Genomic DNA, 16516 nt, shown 5'->3' on the forward strand with positions numbered 1-16516 from the left:
CCTCAGCGCGAGCGCGAGGTGTCTCGGGGCGCCGTCGCCCCTGGGTCCACGATGACATCATCGAGCATGACCTGACGCACCAGGTCGGTGGCCCACGACAGCACCGCCGTGTCGCGAAGGGGGCTGCCCCCGATGCGCGCGGTCATCGGCTTGGGCACGAGCACTGTCTGGGTGCCTTCCTTGTAGGTCGACTTCGGGTAGAGCCGGGCCAGGCGCAGCTGCTGGCTCTCGCGCAGCTGGGCCGGCGCGAAGCGCACGTTGTTGCCCTGGGCGACGACGTCGGTCAGGCCCGCGGTGCGCACGACGATCCGCAGACGGGCCACCTCGACGAGGTTGCGCACCGGCTCCGGCGGCTCGCCGTAGCGGTCGGTGAGCTCCTCCACGATCTCGGCGAGATCGGCCTCGGTCTCGGCGGACGCCAGCTTTTTGTAGGCCTCGAGGCGCAGCCGCTCCCCCGGGACGTACTCGTGCGGCAGGTGGGCGTCGACGGGCAGCTCGATCTTGACCTCGGCGGGAGCGGACTCCCCTTCGCCCTTGAAGTCGGCGACCGCCTCGCCGACCATGCGCACGTAGAGGTCGAAGCCGACACCGGCGATGTGACCGGACTGCTCGCCGCCGAGCAGGTTGCCCGCGCCACGGATCTCGAGGTCCTTCATCGCCACCTGCATGCCGGCACCGAGGTCGGTGTTGCTCGCGATCGTCTGCAGCCGGTCGTGGGCGGTCTCGGTCAGCGGCTTGTCCGGCGGGTAGAGGAAGTAGGCGTAGGCCCGCTCGCGCCCGCGACCGACGCGACCACGCAGCTGGTGCAGCTGGCTCAGGCCGAAGCGGTCGGCCCGGTCGAGGATCAGCGTGTTGGCGTTGGAGATGTCCAGGCCGGTCTCGACGATCGTCGTGCAGACGAGGACGTCGAAGCGCCGCTCCCAGAAGTCGAGGACGACCTGCTCGAGCCGGTGCTCGCCCATCTTGCCGTGGGCGGTCTCGACGCGGGCCTCCGGCACGAGCTCACGGATGCGGGCGGCCGCCCGCTCGATCGTGCTGACGTTGTTGTGGACGTAGAAGACCTGCCCCTCGCGCATGAGCTCGCGGTGGATCGCCGCGGCCACCTGCTTTTCCTCGTAGCCGCCGACGAAGGTCAGGACCGGGTGCCGTTCCTCGGGCGGTGTGGCGAGAGTCGACATCTCGCGGATGCCGGTGACCGCCATCTCGAGGGTGCGCGGGATCGGCGTGGCCGACATGGCGAGCACGTCGACGTTGGTGCGCATCGCCTTCAGTTGCTCCTTGTGCTCGACGCCGAAGCGCTGCTCCTCGTCGATGATCACCAGACCGAGGTCCTTGAACTTCACCTCGTTGCCGAGGATCCGGTGGGTGCCGATGACGAGGTCGACCGCGCCGCTGGCCATCCCCTCGAGGACCTCCTTGGCCTGGGCATCGGTCTGGAAGCGGCTGAGCGACTTCACCGTCACGGGGAAGCCGGCGTAGCGCTCGGAGAAGGTGTTGAGGTGCTGCTGGACGAGCAGCGTCGTCGGCACGAGCACTGCGACCTGCTTGCCGTCCTGGATCGCCTTGAACGCGGCGCGCACGGCGATCTCGGTCTTGCCGTAGCCGACGTCGCCGCAGATGAGCCGGTCCATCGGGACCGGCATTTCCATGTCGGCCTTGACCTCGTCGATCGTCCCGAGCTGGTCGGGGGTCTCGATGTGGGCGAAGGCGTCCTCGAGCTCGCGCTGCCACGGGGTGTCGGGCCCGAAGGCGTGACCGGGCGTGGCCATGCGCGCGCTGTAGAGGCGGATGAGCTCGCCGGCGATCTGGCGCACGTGCCGCTTGGCCCGCGACTTGGTCTTCTGCCAGTCGCTGCCGCCCATCTTGTTGAGCGCCGGTGCGTCGCCGCCGACGTAGCGGGTCACCTGGTCGAGCTGATCGGTCGGGACGAAGAGCCGGTCGCCCGGGTGGCCCCGCCGCGAGGGGGCGTACTCGATGACGAGGTACTCGCGGGTCGCACCCTGGACGGTGCGCTGGATCATCTCGACGAAGGACCCGACGCCGTGCTGCTCGTGGACGACGTGGTCGCCCGGGCGCAGCTGGAGCGGATCGACCTGCTTGCGCCGCCGCGAGGGCATGCGGCGCATGTCGCGGGTCGAGGCCCCGGCGCCGCTGGAGCCGAGGAGGTCGGCCTCGGTGAGCACGGCCAGGCGGTGCTCCGGGGCGACGAAGCCGGTGCCGAGGCTGGCACGGGTGATCGCGACGACCCCCTCGGTCAGCTCGAGCGGGGCGTCGGGGCCGGACGTGCGCGTGGCCACCCCGGCCTCGCCGAGCACCTCGGCGACGCGGGTCACCAGACCGGCGCCGTCGGTGGCGACGACGACCCGCCAGCCCTCGCGGGTCCACTCGGACAGCTGGGCGACGGCCGCCTCGGTGTTGCCGCGGAATTGGGGCGGCTCCTCGGCCGGCACCCGCAGCCCGACGTGGTCATGGTCGACCCGGTCGTCCATCTCCGCCGCGATGGCCTCGAGCTCGGTGTCGACGGCGAAGGGGGTGATGCTCCACCACGGCAGGCCGAGGTCCAGCGCGTGCTCACGGGCCTGCGCCAGGGTCCAGTGGGAGGCGGTGCCGAGGACCCCCTCGAGGTCGATCGGGACGGAGTTGCCCGCCGCGGCATTGGCCCAGCTGGCCTGGAGGAACTCCTCGCTCGTCGAGACGAGGTCGTGGGCGCGGGCGCGCACGCGCTCGGGGTCGACGAGGACGATGCCCGAGCCCTCGGGCAGGACGTCGAGCACGGACTCCATGCCGTCGACGAGGGCGGGGCCGAGGGACTCCATGCCCTCGACGGCGATGCCCTCGGCGACCTTGAGCAGCATGTCGGCGACGCCGGGCAGCTCCGCGGCGAGGTCGGCGGCGCGGCGCCGGACGGCGTCGGTGAGCAGGATCTCGCGGCAGGGCGGCGCCCAGAGCTCTTCGGTGGCCTCGAGGCTGCGCTGGTCGGCGACCTTGAACCAGCGGATCTCGTCGACGGTGTCGCCGAAGAGCTCGACCCGGACCGGGTGCTCCTCGGTCGGCGGGAAGACGTCGAGGATGCCGCCGCGGACGGCGAACTCGCCGCGACGCTCGACGAGGTCGGTGCGCACGTAGGCGGCGGCCGCGAGTGCCGCGGTGACCTCCTCGAGCGGCGCCTCGTCTCCGACGCGCAGCCGGACCGGCTCGAGGTCGGCCAGGCCCTTGGCGATCGGCTGGAGGACCGCCCGCACCGACGCCACGACGAAGCCGGGCAGTCCGTGGCCCTCGCCGGTGCTGTCGGGGTGGGCGAGCCGGCGCAGGACCGCCAGGCGTCGGCCGACGGTGTCGCTGCGCGGGCTGAGTCGCTCGTGGGGCAGCGTCTCCCAGCTGGGGAAGGTCGCGACCCGGTCGGCGCCGACGAGCTCGCCGAGGGCCGTGGCGACGTCGTCGGCCTCGCGCGCGGTCGAGGTGATGACCAGTCGCGGCGCGGCATCGACGGCCTCGCCACCGACGATCGCCACGGCCGGTGCCCGCAGGCCGGTGGGTGCGACGATGTCGACGACGTCGCTGGAGTCGCGGTGTCGGGGGATGTCGGCGAGCCCCGGCAGGCCGGAGATCGCGCTCAGGAGCGGGGCGAGTGAGGAAGTCATGCTGTCGTCGATTCTGCCGCATCGCACCGACAGTCCACAGCGACGACGGGACCGGCATCCCCTTCGCCTCCCGGGTGTGGCAACGTAACGACCCACAGCCGCCCGTCGGGGCGATGACACGCAGCAGGGGGCCACGTGGCGCAGACGAGTCGACGACACCACCCGATGATCGGGGTGCTCAGCCTGCTCGCCGCGCTCGGCGTCCTCCTGCTCGGCGGCACGAGCGCTGCCGCGCTCCCGGCCGACGCCCCCTTCAGCGTCGACGACCAGATCACCGACCGGGCCGGCGTCCTCTCCGACACCGACGGCCTCCAGTCCGACCTCGAGCGCCTCCAGGACGAGGAGGACCTGCAGCTCTTCGTCGTCTACGTCGACTCCTTCGACGGGCAGTCCGGCGAGGAGTGGACCCGCGAGACCTTCGAGACCTCAGGCATGGGCGGCAACGACGTCCTGCTCGCCGTGGCGGTGGAGGACCGCGCCTACGGCATGTGGACCACCGAGGACTCCGGCCTGAGCTCCGGGGGCCTGTCGGCCGTCCAGACACGCGACGTCGAGCCGAGGCTCGGCGACGACGACTGGTCCGGGGCCGTGTCCGCGGCCGTCCAGGGCCTGTCCCAGGACTACGCCCGGCAGCAGACCGACGACTCCGGGTCGAGCATCCTCCCGGGAGGCGGCTTCAACCCCTTCGGGTCCTTCTTCACCTTCTTCCTCCTCATCGTCCTGGCACCGATGGCGCTCAAGGTCGTCGGCATGCTCGTGTCGCGTCTCGGCAAGGACAAGCGGTCCACGACGCAGGCTCCCCCGATCAACCAGCCGGCCACGGTCATGCCGTCGGTGAGCACCGACCAGATGCGTCAGGACGTCTCCACCGCGCTCGTCGAGCTCGACAACGCCATCCGCTCCTCGGCCGAGGAGCTGGAGTTCGCCAAGGCGCAGTTCGGCGAGCAGGCGACGCGGCAGTTCACCGACGCGCTCACGGCCGCGCGCAGCCGGGCGGGTGAGGCCTTCCGCATCCAGCAGGAGCTCGACATCGCCCGCGGCGCAGGCCGGCTGGCCGACCCCGAGGAGCGGGCTCGACTGGCCCAGATCCTCGAGCTGACCCGCGCGGCCGACGAGGAGCTCGACGCGCAGGAGGAGGAGTTCACCCGGCTGCGCGACCTCGAGTCCAATGTGCCCACCTTCCTGTCGTCGCTGCGCACCCGCATCTCCGAGGTCGAGGCCCGCCTCCCCGTCGCTCGTCAGGAGCTCTCCGGCCTGTCCGCGACCCACCCCCACGACTCGCTCACCACGTTGTCGACCAACCTCGAGCAGGCCCCGCGCCTCATCGAGGCGGCCAAGGGCTTCGTCGCCACCGGTGAGCAGCACGTGCAGGCCGGTGAGCGCCCCGCTGCCGTCTCGGCGGCGCGGGCCGCCGAGGACGCCCTCGGTCAGGCCGACTCGCGCCTGGAGATGGTGCTGTCCGCGCGCGCCGTCCTCGCCGACGCGGTCACGGCCCTCGACGCCGCACTCGCTTCGATCTCCTCCGACCTCGTCGACGTCGACCGGCTCAAGGCCAACGACCAGGTGACGACCTCTGCCGTCGGCGAGGCCCGGCGCGCCGTCGACGTCGGCACCCGCGCGCGCTCCGGGGGCGACGTCCTCGGCGCCCTCGCGGGCCTCGAGCGCGCCGAGCACTACCTCGACCAGGCGCTCGAGCGCTACCGCAAGGACGCCGACCGCACGAGCGAGCGCACCGAGAAGTTCAACCGCCGCTACGAGCACGTCCGCGCCCGGATCGCCGTCGTCGAGCGGGAGATCAACGGCGCACGCGGCATGCTCGACTCCGGTCCGCGCACCCTCATCGCCGAGGCCTCGCGTCTGCTCGCCGAGGCCCACGCCTCCCGCGAGAGCGACCTCGACCTCGCCTCGGAGCGGGTCAACCAGGCCGAGGCCTACGCGGAGCGCGCCTTCAACGCCGTGACCTCCTCCCGCCACGACGACTTCTCCGGGTTCGGTGGCTTCGGCGGCGGGCGCAACAACGGCATCGACATCGGCTCGCTCGTCCTCGGCGGCATCCTCTCCGGCGGGTTCAGCGGCCGGGGCGGTGGCTGGGGCGGCTCCTCCGGCGGCTTCGGCGGGGGCGGCTTCGGCGGCGGAGGCGGAGGCGGCGGAGGCGGCTTCGGCGGGGGTGGTCGCTTCTGACCGGCGGCACGTCCACCCCCTTCGCCCACCGGGTCCACGCGTGACCCCGCGACCACAGCAGATCCCGAGCACCACGACCGGCGGTCCCACCGCCAGGAGGACAGCACGATGACCCAGAAGCAGACCATCCTCGGCCGCGTCAGCCAGCTCGCCAAGGCCAACATCAACGCGCTGCTCGACCGCGCCGAGGACCCGGAGAAGATGCTCGACCAGCTCGTCCGGGACTACACCAACTCCATCGCCGAGGCCGAGGAGGCCGTCGCCCAGACGATCGCCCACGTGCGCATGGCCGAGGGCGACCTCAAGGCCGACCGCGAGGCCGCGACCGAGTGGGGCAACAAGGCCGCCGCCGCGGCCAAGAAGGCCGACGAGCTGACCGCCGCCGGCGACACCGCGGGTGCCGACAAGTTCACCAACCTCGCCCGCGTCGCCCTGCAGCGGCAGATCCAGCACGAGGGCGAGGCCAAGGAGGCCGAGCCGACGATCCAGGCGCAGAATGCGCAGGTCGAGCAGCTCAAGTCCGGTCTGGTGAGCATGAAGACCAAGCTCGAGGACCTCAAGGCGCGCCGCTCCGCGCTCGTGGCCCGGGCCCGCTCGGCCGAGGCGCAGGCGCGGGTGCAGCAGGCCGTCGGCTCGATCGACGTCATGGACCCCACGAGCGAGCTGGGTCGCTTCGAGGACCGCATCCGCCAGCAGGAGGCGCTCGTCCAGGGCCGCGCCGAGGCGCAGTCGGCCACCCTCGAGGACCAGTTCGCCGAGCTCGAGGACCACAGCCAGGACGCGGAGATCGAGGCGCGGCTCGCCGCGCTGCGCGGGCAGGCCTGACCATGTGGTGGCTGCTCGGCGGGCTCGCCGCCGTCATCGCCGGCCTCGTCGCCGTCATCGCCCGACGGGGTGGGAGCATGACGCCGCCCCAGACCGACGGCGAGGACCCGGTCAAGGCCAACCGCGAGCGCTTCGACGGTGCGGGCACCGGGGGCGGCAGCATCGGTGGCGGTTTCGGGGTCGGCTGAGCCGCGACGCTCCACCTGCCTGACGGACACACCTCGAGGTCCCCGCCCCGCACGAGCCCCACACTCGCGCGGGGCGGGGATCATCGTGTTCGGCCGCCCGCGCGACCCCCGGCGCCGCTAGCCTTCAGGTCACGGCGCGGACCCTCCGCGCGGCGAAAGGAGACGAGACCATGTGGTGGATCATCGGAGGCATCGGTGGCGTCGCCGGCGTGTGCGCCGCCGTCATCTCCCGTCGCGGTGGGTCGATGGACCGCACCGACATCGACGGCCACGGCATGGGCGCCACCCACGCCATCAGCACCCGCAACGACGGCGGCGGCACCGCGGGCTCCTGACCAGGGGTGGTGTCCTCCCGTGGCCGCTCCCCCGTCCCGTCACGCTCAGGGGCGCGGCGCGTGCACGACCTGCTGGGCGTCGGTCAGGCCCTTGGCGATGACCAGCTCGACCGCGTCGGCGGCGTCGTCGACGAGGAAGGGCAGCTCCTTGCGCTCGGTCGACGAGAAGTCCTTGAGCACGTAGTCCGCGGCGTCCATGCGTCCCGGGGGCCGGCCGATGCCGACGCGCACCCGCAGGTAGTCCTTGGTGCCGAAGGAGCTGGAGATCGACCGGAGACCGTTGTGCCCCCCTTCGCCCCCGCCGAGCTTGAGCCGCACCTCGCCGAAGGGGATGTCGAGCTCGTCGTGCACGACGACCGTGCGCGCCGGCGGGACGGAGAAGAACCCGGCGAGCGCCTTGGTCGGGCCTCCGGAGAGGTTCATGTAGCTGCTCGGGACGGCGATGATCGCGCGGTCTCCGGGCGGGGGGCCGAGTCGGACCGACTCCGCCGCGGCGCCCGCCTTGTGCTTGCGCAACCGCGCCCCTGCCCGCTCGGCGAGGTGCTCGATGACCATCGCGCCGACGTTGTGCCGGTTGCCGGCGTACTGCGGGCCGGGGTTGCCGAGACCGACCACGAGCCAGGTGTCATCACTCACGAGGCCCCACCCTATGCAATGCCGAAGGGGGCGCCCGTCACCTCGTCGTCCACAGCCCCGCCCCGCACGTCCTGCCGAGATCGGCGCCCGGTGGCAGGGTGATCGTGGGCGGTGAGGGGCACCGCCGGAAGGGGATCCACGTGACCAACCTGCCGACCCGCTTGCGAGAGTGGGCCACGTCCTTCGGCCGTCGCGACCCGGAGCCCGAGCCGGACCCGCAGACGACGCAGACGATCGAGGAGCTGCGACGCACGACCGCGGCGACCGTCGTCGCCATGGACGACGCGATACGCGCCTCCGCCCGCGAGCTCGAGACCGCCAGGTCGCAGGTCGGCGGCCACGCCTGCCGGCGCTTCGTCGCCACGCTGGAGTCGGCTCGCCGGCTGGCCGACGATGCCCTGGCGCGGCACCGCGAGGCGGTCGAGCTCGCTGGCTCGGGTGCCGACGACACGACCGAGCGCATCCGGCTGAGCCAGGTCATCGACCTCGCGCGCCGGGTCGACGAGCTCCTCGACGGTGACGCCGAGGAGTTCGCCCGGCTGCGCGACCTGCGGACCCGGGCTCCACAGCTCCTCGAGGCTCTGGTCCTGCGGGCCGGTGAGGTCGAGCACGAGTCCGTCGCGGCCGACGACGAGCTGGCGCGCCTGCGCGCCGACCACCCGGCCGACGGCCTGGTGACGGTCGCCGACAACCCCGACCGCGCCCGGGAGCTCGCCACCGCAGCGCGACGCCTCGTCGACGAAGGACGGGCACACCTTGCCGACCGGGACGACCGAGCCGCTGCTGTGGTCGCCGCCCGTGGAGCCGAGGCCGCGCTCCACCATGCACGGGCCGAGATTCGCGAGGTCACCGAGGCACGGTCGGCCCTGGCGACAGCGCGTGAGGACGTGCGGGCTGCCCTGGCGTCCATCCGTTCCGATCTCGCCGACGCGCGGCGCCTGGAGGCCACCGATGCGACCACCACCGCCGCCCTCGAGCGCGCCCACCCGGTCATCGACTCCGCCGAGACGACGCTGGCCGAGGGTGGGGACCTGCTCGGCGCCCTCGCCGAGCTCACCACCGCAGAGCAGGCCATCGACGACGCACTCGCCGAGCACCGCGATGCCGACGACCAGCGGCGACGGGCGCACACCCGGCTCGAGCGTCGGGTGCGCAATGCCGAGGCCTTCGTCGCGGGGGTCGACCGGCGGCTCGCCTCCTCGGTCGCCGGCACGGCGGACAACCGCTCCGCGATCTCCCGGGCGGGGCACCTCGTCGAGGAGGCCCGCACGCACCTGACCGACGACCCCGAAGCGGCCACCTTGCGTCTGGACGAGGCGATGGCCCTGGCCCAGGCCATCCAGGCCGAGCTCGACGAGGCCACCCGCGAGGCGACGGCCCGCTACTACGCCGAGGACCGCCACCGCTCGGGCTCGGTGGCCGAGATGACCGTCGACGCCCTCGCCGCCGGGCTCATCGGTCTGCTCTCCCTCGGCTGGGGCGGCTCGTCCTCGGGCGGCTCCTCGTCGGGTGCGTCCGGTTTCGGCGGCGGCGGCCGCTTCTAGCCCGAGCACGACGAAGGGGCGGGACCTCCGTGGTGGAGATCCCGCCCCCTTCGAGACGGCGATACCGGTGGGTCACTCCTGCTCGGAGGACTCCTCGCCACCCTCGGTGGCCTCGGCGTCGCCCTCGGCAGCCTCGGCGTCGGACTCGTCGTGCTCGATGCCGGCCTCGGCCTCGGCCTCGGCGAGCTCGGCCTCGAGCTCCTCGGCGGAGATCTGCTGGGTGATGTTGATGACGAGCAGCTCGGCGTCGGAGGCGAGCGTCGAACCGGCCGGCATCTCGACCTGGCCGGCGAGGATCTGGGTGCCGACCTCGAGGCCCTCGACGGAGACGACGAGCGCCTCAGGCAGGTTGGTGACGTCGGCCTCGATCTCGAGGGTCGCGTTGTCGACCGTGACGACGGTCTCGGGGGCGGCGTCGCCCTCGACGTGGACGGGGACCTCGACGGTGACCTTCTCGCCGCGCTTGACGATGACGAGGTCGACGTGCTCGATGATCGGCTTGATCGGGTCGCGCTGGACGTCCTTGGCCAGGGCCAGCTGGTCGCCCTCGCCGTCGACGGCGATGGTGAGCAGCGCGTTGGGGTTCTTCAGCGCCTGGAAGGTGTCGTGGAAGGGCAGGGCCAGGTGGACCGGGGCCTCGCCGTGGCCGTAGAGGACGGCGGGGACCTTGTCGGCGCGGCGCAGCTTGCGGGCCGCACCCTTGCCGAACTCAGTCCGCTTGTCGGACACCAGGCGGATCTCGTCGCTGGACATGTCGTGCTCCTTGGGTCGGGGGTGCCCGCGCAGGGAGCGGGCGTGTCTCGTGGGCGGTGGCCTCGACGTGGGACGCGGCGCGGACGTGGATGTCGACGCGCGGGCAAGCCCACAGGACGGCACCGCGTCGATCACGGATCGCTGCGACCGTGCAGCGTCCCTCGCCGAGGCAACCCCGAGATACTAGTGGACCCGCTCGGGCTGGGCCAACTCGGTCTCGCCGGGCTCGTCGCCACCGGCCACGATGGCCGCGTCGACGTCGGCGACGGGAAGCGCGACCCCGGCCACCTCCCCTTCGCCGAGCTTGACCATGACGACACCGGCGAGCACGGCGAGGCCGCCGAGAACCTGGACCGGGGACATCGCCTGGCCGACGACGAGCCACGCGAAGACGATCGCGAAGAGGACCTCGCTCAGCCCGACGAAGGAGGCGATGGTCCCGCCGAGCAGGCGGGCGGCCGCGATGCCGGAGGCATAGGCCACGGCGCCGGCGACGATCGCCAGCTCGACGACCGCGACCCACCACGGCGCCGACCACCCGGCGAGGTCGACCGGGTCGGTCGACGCGGCCACGGGCAGCCAGCCGAGCGCGGCGACCGCGAGCAGCCCGAGGGCCCCGACGGCCAGCCCTCCGCCGGCGAAGCTGATCGGCGGCAGGGCCTCCTCCTCGTCGGCCGCGATGAGGAAGAAGACGACGAGCCCGACCGCGGCGAGCAGGCCCCACAGGACGCCGGCGACGTCGAGCCGGGCGCCCGAGGCGACGTCGAGGACGAGGACGAGGCCGAGGACGGCGGCGCCGACCCCGGCGGCCGTCAGTCGGCTGGGCCGGCGACCGTGGCGCGCCCAGACCCAGCCGACGATGAGGACGGGAGCGAGGTACTCGAGGAGCAGCGCGACGCCGACCGACAGGTGGTCGACGGCCATGAAGTACGCGAACTGGCACCCCGCGACCGCGAAGACCCCGTACGCCAGCAGGCGAGGAATGTTGCGCCGCACCAGGTGCCAGTGCCCACGCATGGCGATGGCCGCGGGCACGGCCATGACGAGCGCGGCCCCGGTGATCCGCGCGGTGACCAGCGCACCGGGGGTCCAGCCGGTCTCCAGCAGCGCGGCACCGAAGGTGCCCGAGGAGCCGAAGGTCGCCGCCGAGAAGAGGGCGACGAGCAGCCCGAGGGCGAAGGGGGACCGCGCTGCGGTCTGGGTGGGGGCCGGCACGGCTCCTCCTGACGTCATGAGTCACGTAACCTGTTGGTGATGACGCTAGCCCTCCCGACCGTCAGGAGTCAACGTGACCTTTGCCCATGACACCGATGTGGCGCTGCAGACTGCTGCGGCGCTGGTCAACACGGCCGTCGGCGCCTTCCCCGACGACGCGGGCGACACCCTCGAGACGGTCGAGCAGCTCCGGGACTTCTACGTCGGGTGGGCGTGGACCGGCCGCTTCGACGGCGACGCCGCCGAGCTCGACCAGGCGCGGTCCCTGCGCCCCCGACTGCGGGCGGTGTGGGAGGCCGCGGGCGACGACGAGGCCGCGGTCGCGCTCGTCAACGACCTGCTGCGCACCAGCGAGGCCCTCCCCCAGCTCGTCGACCACGACGACTACGGCTGGCACATCCACGCGACCGACGCCGACGCCCCCTTCGCCCGCCGGATGCAGGTCGAGGCCGCGATGGCCTTCGTCGACGTCATCCGGGCCGGGGAGCTCTCCCGGCTGCGGGTCTGTGCCGCCGACGACTGCGACGACGTGCTCGTCGACCTCTCGCGCAACCGGTCCAAGCGCTACTGCGACGGCGGCTGCGGCAACCGGCTCGCCGCCGCGGCCTATCGCTCACGCCGCTCCTGAGCACGACTTCGGCCCAGCGCGGGAGTCCCGCGCTGGGCCGAGTCGTCGTGGGGCCTCAGGTGAAGAGGCTGGTGACCGACCCGTCCTCGAAGACCTCGCGGATCGCGCGGGAGACGAGCGGGGCGATCGACAGGACGGTGAGGCCGTCGAACTTCTGCTCGTCGGTGAGGGGCAGGGTGTCGGTGACGATGATCTCCTCGGCGGCGCAGGCCTGCATCCGCTCGACGGCCGGGCCGGAGAAGATCGCGTGCGTCGCGGCGATGATGACACCGGCGGCGCCGTCCTCCATGAGGGCGTCGGCGGCCTTGGTGATGGTGCCGGCCGTGTCGATCATGTCGTCGACGAGCACGCACCAGCGGCCCTCGACCTCACCGACGACGCGGTTGGCGACCGACTCGTTGGGCCGCTCGATGTTGCGCGTCTTGTGGATGAAGGCCAGCGGCACGTCGCCGAGCTGGCGCGACCACTGCTCGGCGACCTTGATCCGACCGGCGTCCGGGGAGACGACGGCGAGCTGGCGGTCGCCGTACTTGTCCTTGACGTAGTCGGCGAGGATCGGCCGGGCCATGAGGTGGTCGACCGGGCCGTCGAAGAAGCCCTGGATCTGGTCGGTGTGCAGGTCGACGGCGATGAGCCGGTCGGCGCCCGCGGTCTTGAAGAGATCGGCCATCAGGCGGGCGGAGATCGGCTCGCGCCCCTTGTGCTTCTTGTCCTGGCGGGCGTAGCCGTAGAAGGGCTGGACGACGGTGATCCGCTTGGCGCTGGCCCGCTTGAGCGCGTCGACCATGAGCAGCTGCTCCATGATCGCCTCGTTGATCGGCGTGGAGTGGCTCTGCAGGACGAAGGCGTCGCACCCGCGCACCGACTCCTCGTAGCGCACGTAGATCTCGCCGTTGGCGAACTCGTAGGCGCTCGACGGCACGAGGTCGGTGCCCAGCTCGGCGGCGACCGCATCGGCCAGCTCGGGGTGGGTGCGCCCCGTGAAGACCATGAGGTTCTTCTCGGTCGTCTTGTTGATGCCGGTCACTGGGAGTCCTCGCTGGTGTCGGGGGTGGCGGTGGAGTCGGACGAAGGGGGTGTGGCCGCGGCCCGGGCGGCCGCCTCGGTGGGCGTGCCGGCGCGCTGCGCCGCAACCCAGCCGTCGATGTTGCGCTGGCGGCTGCGGGCGATGCCGAGCTGGCCGGGGCCGACCGCGTCCGTCAGGGCGGAGCCGGCGGCGACGTAGGCACCGTCGGCTACCTCGACCGGCGCGACGAGCACGGTGTTGGAGCCGACGAAGGAGTGCCTGCCGATGACGGTCTGGTGCTTTTTGACCCCGTCGTAGTTGGCGAAGATCGTGCCGGCGCCGATGTTGGCCCCCTCGCCGATGATCGCGTCGCCCGCGTAGGTGAGGTGCGGGACCTTGGCGCCCTCGCCGATCGTCGTGTTCTTGGTCTCGACGAAGCCGCCGATCTTCCCCTTCGCTCCGAGGACGGTCCCGGGACGCAGGTAGGAGAAGGGCCCGACCGTGGCGCCGGCGCCGACGACGGCGAGGTTGCCCTCGGCCCGCTTGACCTCGGCACGGTCGCCGACCTCGCAGTCGGTGAGGGTGACCTCGGGGCCGATCGTCGCCTCGGCGCCGATGCTCGTGGCGCCGAGCAGCTGGGTGCCGGGCAGGACACGGGTGTCGGCGCCGATCGTCACGTCGACGTCGATCCACGTCGTAGCCGGGTCGACGATCGTCACGCCGGCGCGCATGTGCCGCTCGCAGGTGCGGCGGTTGAGCTCGCGGCCGAGCTCGGCGAGCTGGACGCGGTCGTTGACCCCCTCGGTCTGCCAGAGGTCGGTGAGCACGTGCGCGGTGACGCGGCCACCGGCCGCGCGGGCGAGCTGCAGGACGTCGGTGAGGTACTTCTCGCCCTGGGCGTTGTCGCTCGTGACGTTGGCCAACTCGCGACGCAGCACCTGGGCGTCGAAGGCGTAGATGCCGGAGTTGATCTCGCGGATCTCGCGCTCGGCGTCGCTCGCGTCCTTGAACTCCACGATCCGCTCGACGTTGCCCTCGGCGTCGCGGACGATGCGGCCGTAGGCCTTGGCGTCCTCGAGGACCGAGGTGATGACGGTGACGGCTGCCTGCGCCTCGACGTGCGCCCGGGTCAACTCGCTGATCGTCTCCGCGGAGAGGAGCGGCACGTCACCCATCGTCACGACGACGGTGCCGGTGAGGTTGGCCGGCAGGGCGTCGAGACCGCACTCGACGGCGCGGCCGGTGCCCTTGACCTCGTCCTGATCGGCGGTGCGGTAGGCGATCTCGCTGCGGGCGGCGTAGTCGTCGATGAACTCGGCGACGCGGTCGCGCTGGTGGCGGATGACGACGACGGTCTCCGCCGCACCCGCGCCCGAGGCGGCCCGCATCGCGTGGCCGAGGAGCGGGGCCCCACCGATGGGGTGGAGGACCTTGGGGAGGGTCGACTTCATCCGGGTCCCCTCGCCGGCAGCGAGGATGATGACTGCATCTGGACGGACGTCGTTCACGCGGTGTTCTCCGGGGTGTCGGGGGCGCGGCCGACCGTCTGGGCCGCGTCGCCACTGTAGCGGCCACCCGCCCGCGGCCACGACCTCACCCGTCACCGCCGCCCCACCCGCCCGCATTGCCGTAGGGCAATGCCAGGTTGAGGCCGCATTGCCGTACGGCGATGCCAGGTTGAGGCCGCATTGCCGTAGGGCAATGCACGGTTGAGGCCGCATTGCCGTAGGGCAATGCGACAGATGGGGAGAGGTCACCGGTCGTCGGCGTCGAGCTCCTCGTCGATCGCCTCGCCCGTGACGTCGTGGGCGCGGACGCTGGCGAGGTGCGCGCCGCCGAGCGGGTCCCCCTGCCAGCGCACGAGGTCCCACCCCTCGCCGGGCCGGCCGTCGAGCATGACCATGCCGGTGTTGTTGATCCAGCGGCCCTCGACCTCGTCGGCGTCGAGGCCCGCCGCCAGCGCCGCGTAGACGCGGATCGCGGCGCCGTGGCTGAAGAGGGCCACCGTGTCGCCACGCCCGTGCCCCTGCGCGATGTCCCGCACCGCGGCGTCGTAGCGCGCCAAGAAGTCGTGGCCCGTCGTCCCGCCCGCGAGCGCGTGGTCGAGATCGCGGTGCAGCCAGGCGGCCAGGGCACCGAGGTAGGCCTCGACGGCCGCACGGTCGGAGCGCATCTCGAAGTCTCCGGCGGCGATCTCCTGCAGGCCCTCACGCACCTGGACGTCGAGTGAGCGCTCCTGCGCCAGAGGCGAGCCGGTGAGCTGGGTGCGCACGAGCGAGGTCGCGTAGACGGCGCTCACGTCCTCGTCGGCCAGCGCCTCAGGGACGGCCGCGGCCTGTCGCTGCCCGAGCTCGGTCAGCCCGGCGCCGGGGAAGGCGGTGTCGAGCGCACCGGTGACGTTGTGAGGGGTCTGGCCGTGACGGATGAGGAGGAGACGCACACCGGCAGGCTACGCAAGTGGGCGCCTCCCCTCGGACGCGGTCCGGGTGACCGGCTCAGCCCTGCGAAGGGGGCGCACCGCCGGGCTGACCACCACCACCGGCGCCACCACCGCTCGGCTCGGTCGTCGTGTCGACGCCGACGACCAGGGTGACGTCGTACCCCTTCGCCACGCTGCCACTGACGTCCGCGAGCTGGCTCGTGCCCCCGTCGTCGCCGAAGACGTTGTCGCTCGTCAGGCTCAGGCTCGCCATGTTGTCCACCGAGGCCTCGTAGCCGTCGGTGGCGTAGACCGTGGTGCACACGTCCTGGGGCAGGGCGACCTGGGAGGTCGCGATGGCGTTGGCGGCATCGGTGATGCTCGCCTCGTCGGGGTAGACCTCGAAGTGGATGTGCGGCCACCGACCGGAGTAGCAGGCCGGGAAGATGCTCGTGAAGCTCACCGTGCCGTTGTCGTCGGCGACCTGGACACCGCGCAGGTAGTTCTCGTCCTCGACACCCTCGGAGTACATCGAGTAGTTGCCGTCGCGATCGCAGTGCCACACGTAGACCGCGACGCCGGCGAAGGCACCACCGCCCTCGGCGAGGTCCTTGATCTTCAGCGCCAGGGTCATCGGGACCCCCTCGGCGGTCGTCGTGCTGCTGCCGAAGCTCGAGCGGATGTCCTGCCGCACGACGCCGCTCTCCTCGAGGACGTCGGGGCCGTTGCTGCCGTCCCCGGGGTAGGGGCCGGCGGTCTCGTCGGGGATCTCGGTCAGCGAGCTCGAGCTGCCGCTCGTGCTCGAGCCGGCGCCCGAGCTCGCTGACGTGGCACTGCTCGAGCTGCCGCTCGAGCCCTCGCCGCCCCCGGCGCAGGCCGTGAGGCCCAGCACGGTCCCGGCCCCGAGGAGGCCGAGCATCCGGCGGCGCCCGACGAGCGTGCCGATGTCGAACTGCAGTCCCTGGTCGACGAGCTCCTCGTCCTGCTTCGGCAGCACCCGCCCCTCGTGGGTCCGTGGTGTCGTCATGGCCATCTCCTTCGCTCGCTGCCGCCGGGTCATGGACCCAAGCCAAGCCCCGCAGGTTGTGCGTCCGCTGTGGGGTCGCCATGACGCAGCGATGCCCCGGCGACCCGGGAGACGGCCC

Annotated in this window: 14 protein-coding genes; 6 read left to right on the forward strand and 8 right to left on the reverse strand. The window is 72.4% G+C overall.

Annotated elements, in window-relative coordinates; all coding sequences use genetic code 11:
* Positions 1-2 precede the first annotated feature (2 nt).
* Positions 3-3641, reverse strand: coding sequence for a transcription-repair coupling factor (mfd, locus tag NYE39_RS07400; RefSeq protein ID WP_072625355.1), 3639 nt, complete (start codon positions 3639-3641; stop codon positions 3-5).
* A 135-nt stretch (positions 3642-3776) separates the two neighbouring features.
* Here mfd and NYE39_RS07405 point away from each other — a divergent pair, with 135 nt between their 5' ends.
* The 4 genes from NYE39_RS07405 (at position 3777) to NYE39_RS07420 (ending at position 7170) form a co-directional block, all read left to right on the forward strand.
* On the forward strand, positions 3777-5822 hold the full coding sequence (locus NYE39_RS07405; RefSeq protein WP_341012282.1) for a TPM domain-containing protein: 2046 nt from the start codon (positions 3777-3779) through the stop codon (positions 5820-5822).
* Between the two features lie 108 nt (positions 5823-5930).
* The gene (locus NYE39_RS07410) at positions 5931-6647 is read left to right on the forward strand and encodes a PspA/IM30 family protein (protein WP_072625357.1); all 717 of its coding nucleotides are present in this window, start codon (positions 5931-5933) and stop codon (positions 6645-6647) included.
* Positions 6648-6649: 2 nt separating this feature from the next.
* On the forward strand, positions 6650-6835 hold the full coding sequence (locus NYE39_RS07415; protein WP_192910734.1) for a hypothetical protein: 186 nt from the start codon (positions 6650-6652) through the stop codon (positions 6833-6835).
* A 170-nt stretch (positions 6836-7005) separates the two neighbouring features.
* Positions 7006-7170, forward strand: coding sequence for a hypothetical protein (locus tag NYE39_RS07420; protein ID WP_192910735.1), 165 nt, complete (start codon positions 7006-7008; stop codon positions 7168-7170).
* Between the two features lie 45 nt (positions 7171-7215).
* Here NYE39_RS07420 and pth read toward each other — a convergent pair whose 3' ends face one another.
* Positions 7216-7806, reverse strand: a complete 591-nt coding sequence (pth, locus tag NYE39_RS07425; protein WP_072625359.1) for an aminoacyl-tRNA hydrolase — start codon at positions 7804-7806, stop codon at positions 7216-7218.
* A 140-nt stretch (positions 7807-7946) separates the two neighbouring features.
* Between pth and NYE39_RS07430 the strand changes: the two genes are divergently transcribed.
* Positions 7947-9350: a hypothetical protein gene (locus tag NYE39_RS07430; RefSeq protein WP_192910736.1), complete on the forward strand. Its 1404-nt coding sequence runs from the start codon at positions 7947-7949 to the stop codon at positions 9348-9350.
* 72 nt (positions 9351-9422) lie between these two features.
* Here NYE39_RS07430 and NYE39_RS07435 read toward each other — a convergent pair whose 3' ends face one another.
* Together NYE39_RS07435 and NYE39_RS07440 are read right to left on the reverse strand one after the other, a co-directional pair.
* Positions 9423-10103 (reverse strand): 50S ribosomal protein L25/general stress protein Ctc, encoded by a 681-nt coding sequence (locus NYE39_RS07435; protein ID WP_072625361.1) that lies wholly within the window; start codon positions 10101-10103, stop codon positions 9423-9425.
* Between the two features lie 183 nt (positions 10104-10286).
* Positions 10287-11318, reverse strand: a complete 1032-nt coding sequence (locus NYE39_RS07440; protein WP_226282657.1) for an EamA family transporter — start codon at positions 11316-11318, stop codon at positions 10287-10289.
* A gap of 73 nt (positions 11319-11391) precedes the next feature.
* Between NYE39_RS07440 and NYE39_RS07445 the strand changes: the two genes are divergently transcribed.
* Positions 11392-11946, forward strand: coding sequence for a CGNR zinc finger domain-containing protein (locus tag NYE39_RS07445; protein WP_341012283.1), 555 nt, complete (start codon positions 11392-11394; stop codon positions 11944-11946).
* Between the two features lie 55 nt (positions 11947-12001).
* On the opposite strand, the gene NYE39_RS07450 is transcribed toward NYE39_RS07445, so the two are convergent.
* The 4 genes from NYE39_RS07450 to NYE39_RS07465 form a co-directional block, all read right to left on the reverse strand.
* The gene (locus NYE39_RS07450) at positions 12002-12973 is read right to left on the reverse strand and encodes a ribose-phosphate diphosphokinase (protein ID WP_072625364.1); all 972 of its coding nucleotides are present in this window, start codon (positions 12971-12973) and stop codon (positions 12002-12004) included.
* Positions 12970-14460 carry a bifunctional UDP-N-acetylglucosamine diphosphorylase/glucosamine-1-phosphate N-acetyltransferase GlmU gene (gene glmU, locus NYE39_RS07455; RefSeq protein ID WP_072625365.1) on the reverse strand — a complete coding sequence of 497 codons (1491 nt, stop codon included), beginning with the start codon at positions 14458-14460 and terminating at the stop codon, positions 12970-12972. The genes NYE39_RS07450 and glmU overlap by 4 nt, the downstream gene beginning before the upstream one ends.
* A gap of 245 nt (positions 14461-14705) precedes the next feature.
* Entirely contained in the window at positions 14706-15392 is a 687-nt protein-coding gene (locus NYE39_RS07460) for a histidine phosphatase family protein (protein ID WP_341012284.1), read from the reverse strand.
* Between the two features lie 55 nt (positions 15393-15447).
* Entirely contained in the window at positions 15448-16398 is a 951-nt protein-coding gene (locus tag NYE39_RS07465) for an intradiol ring-cleavage dioxygenase (protein ID WP_341012285.1), read from the reverse strand.
* Positions 16399-16516: the final 118 nt, after the last annotated feature.

The sequence above is a fragment of the Janibacter sp. FSL W8-0316 genome (assembly GCF_038004165.1).
GTDB lineage: Bacteria > Actinomycetota > Actinomycetes > Actinomycetales > Dermatophilaceae > Janibacter > Janibacter indicus.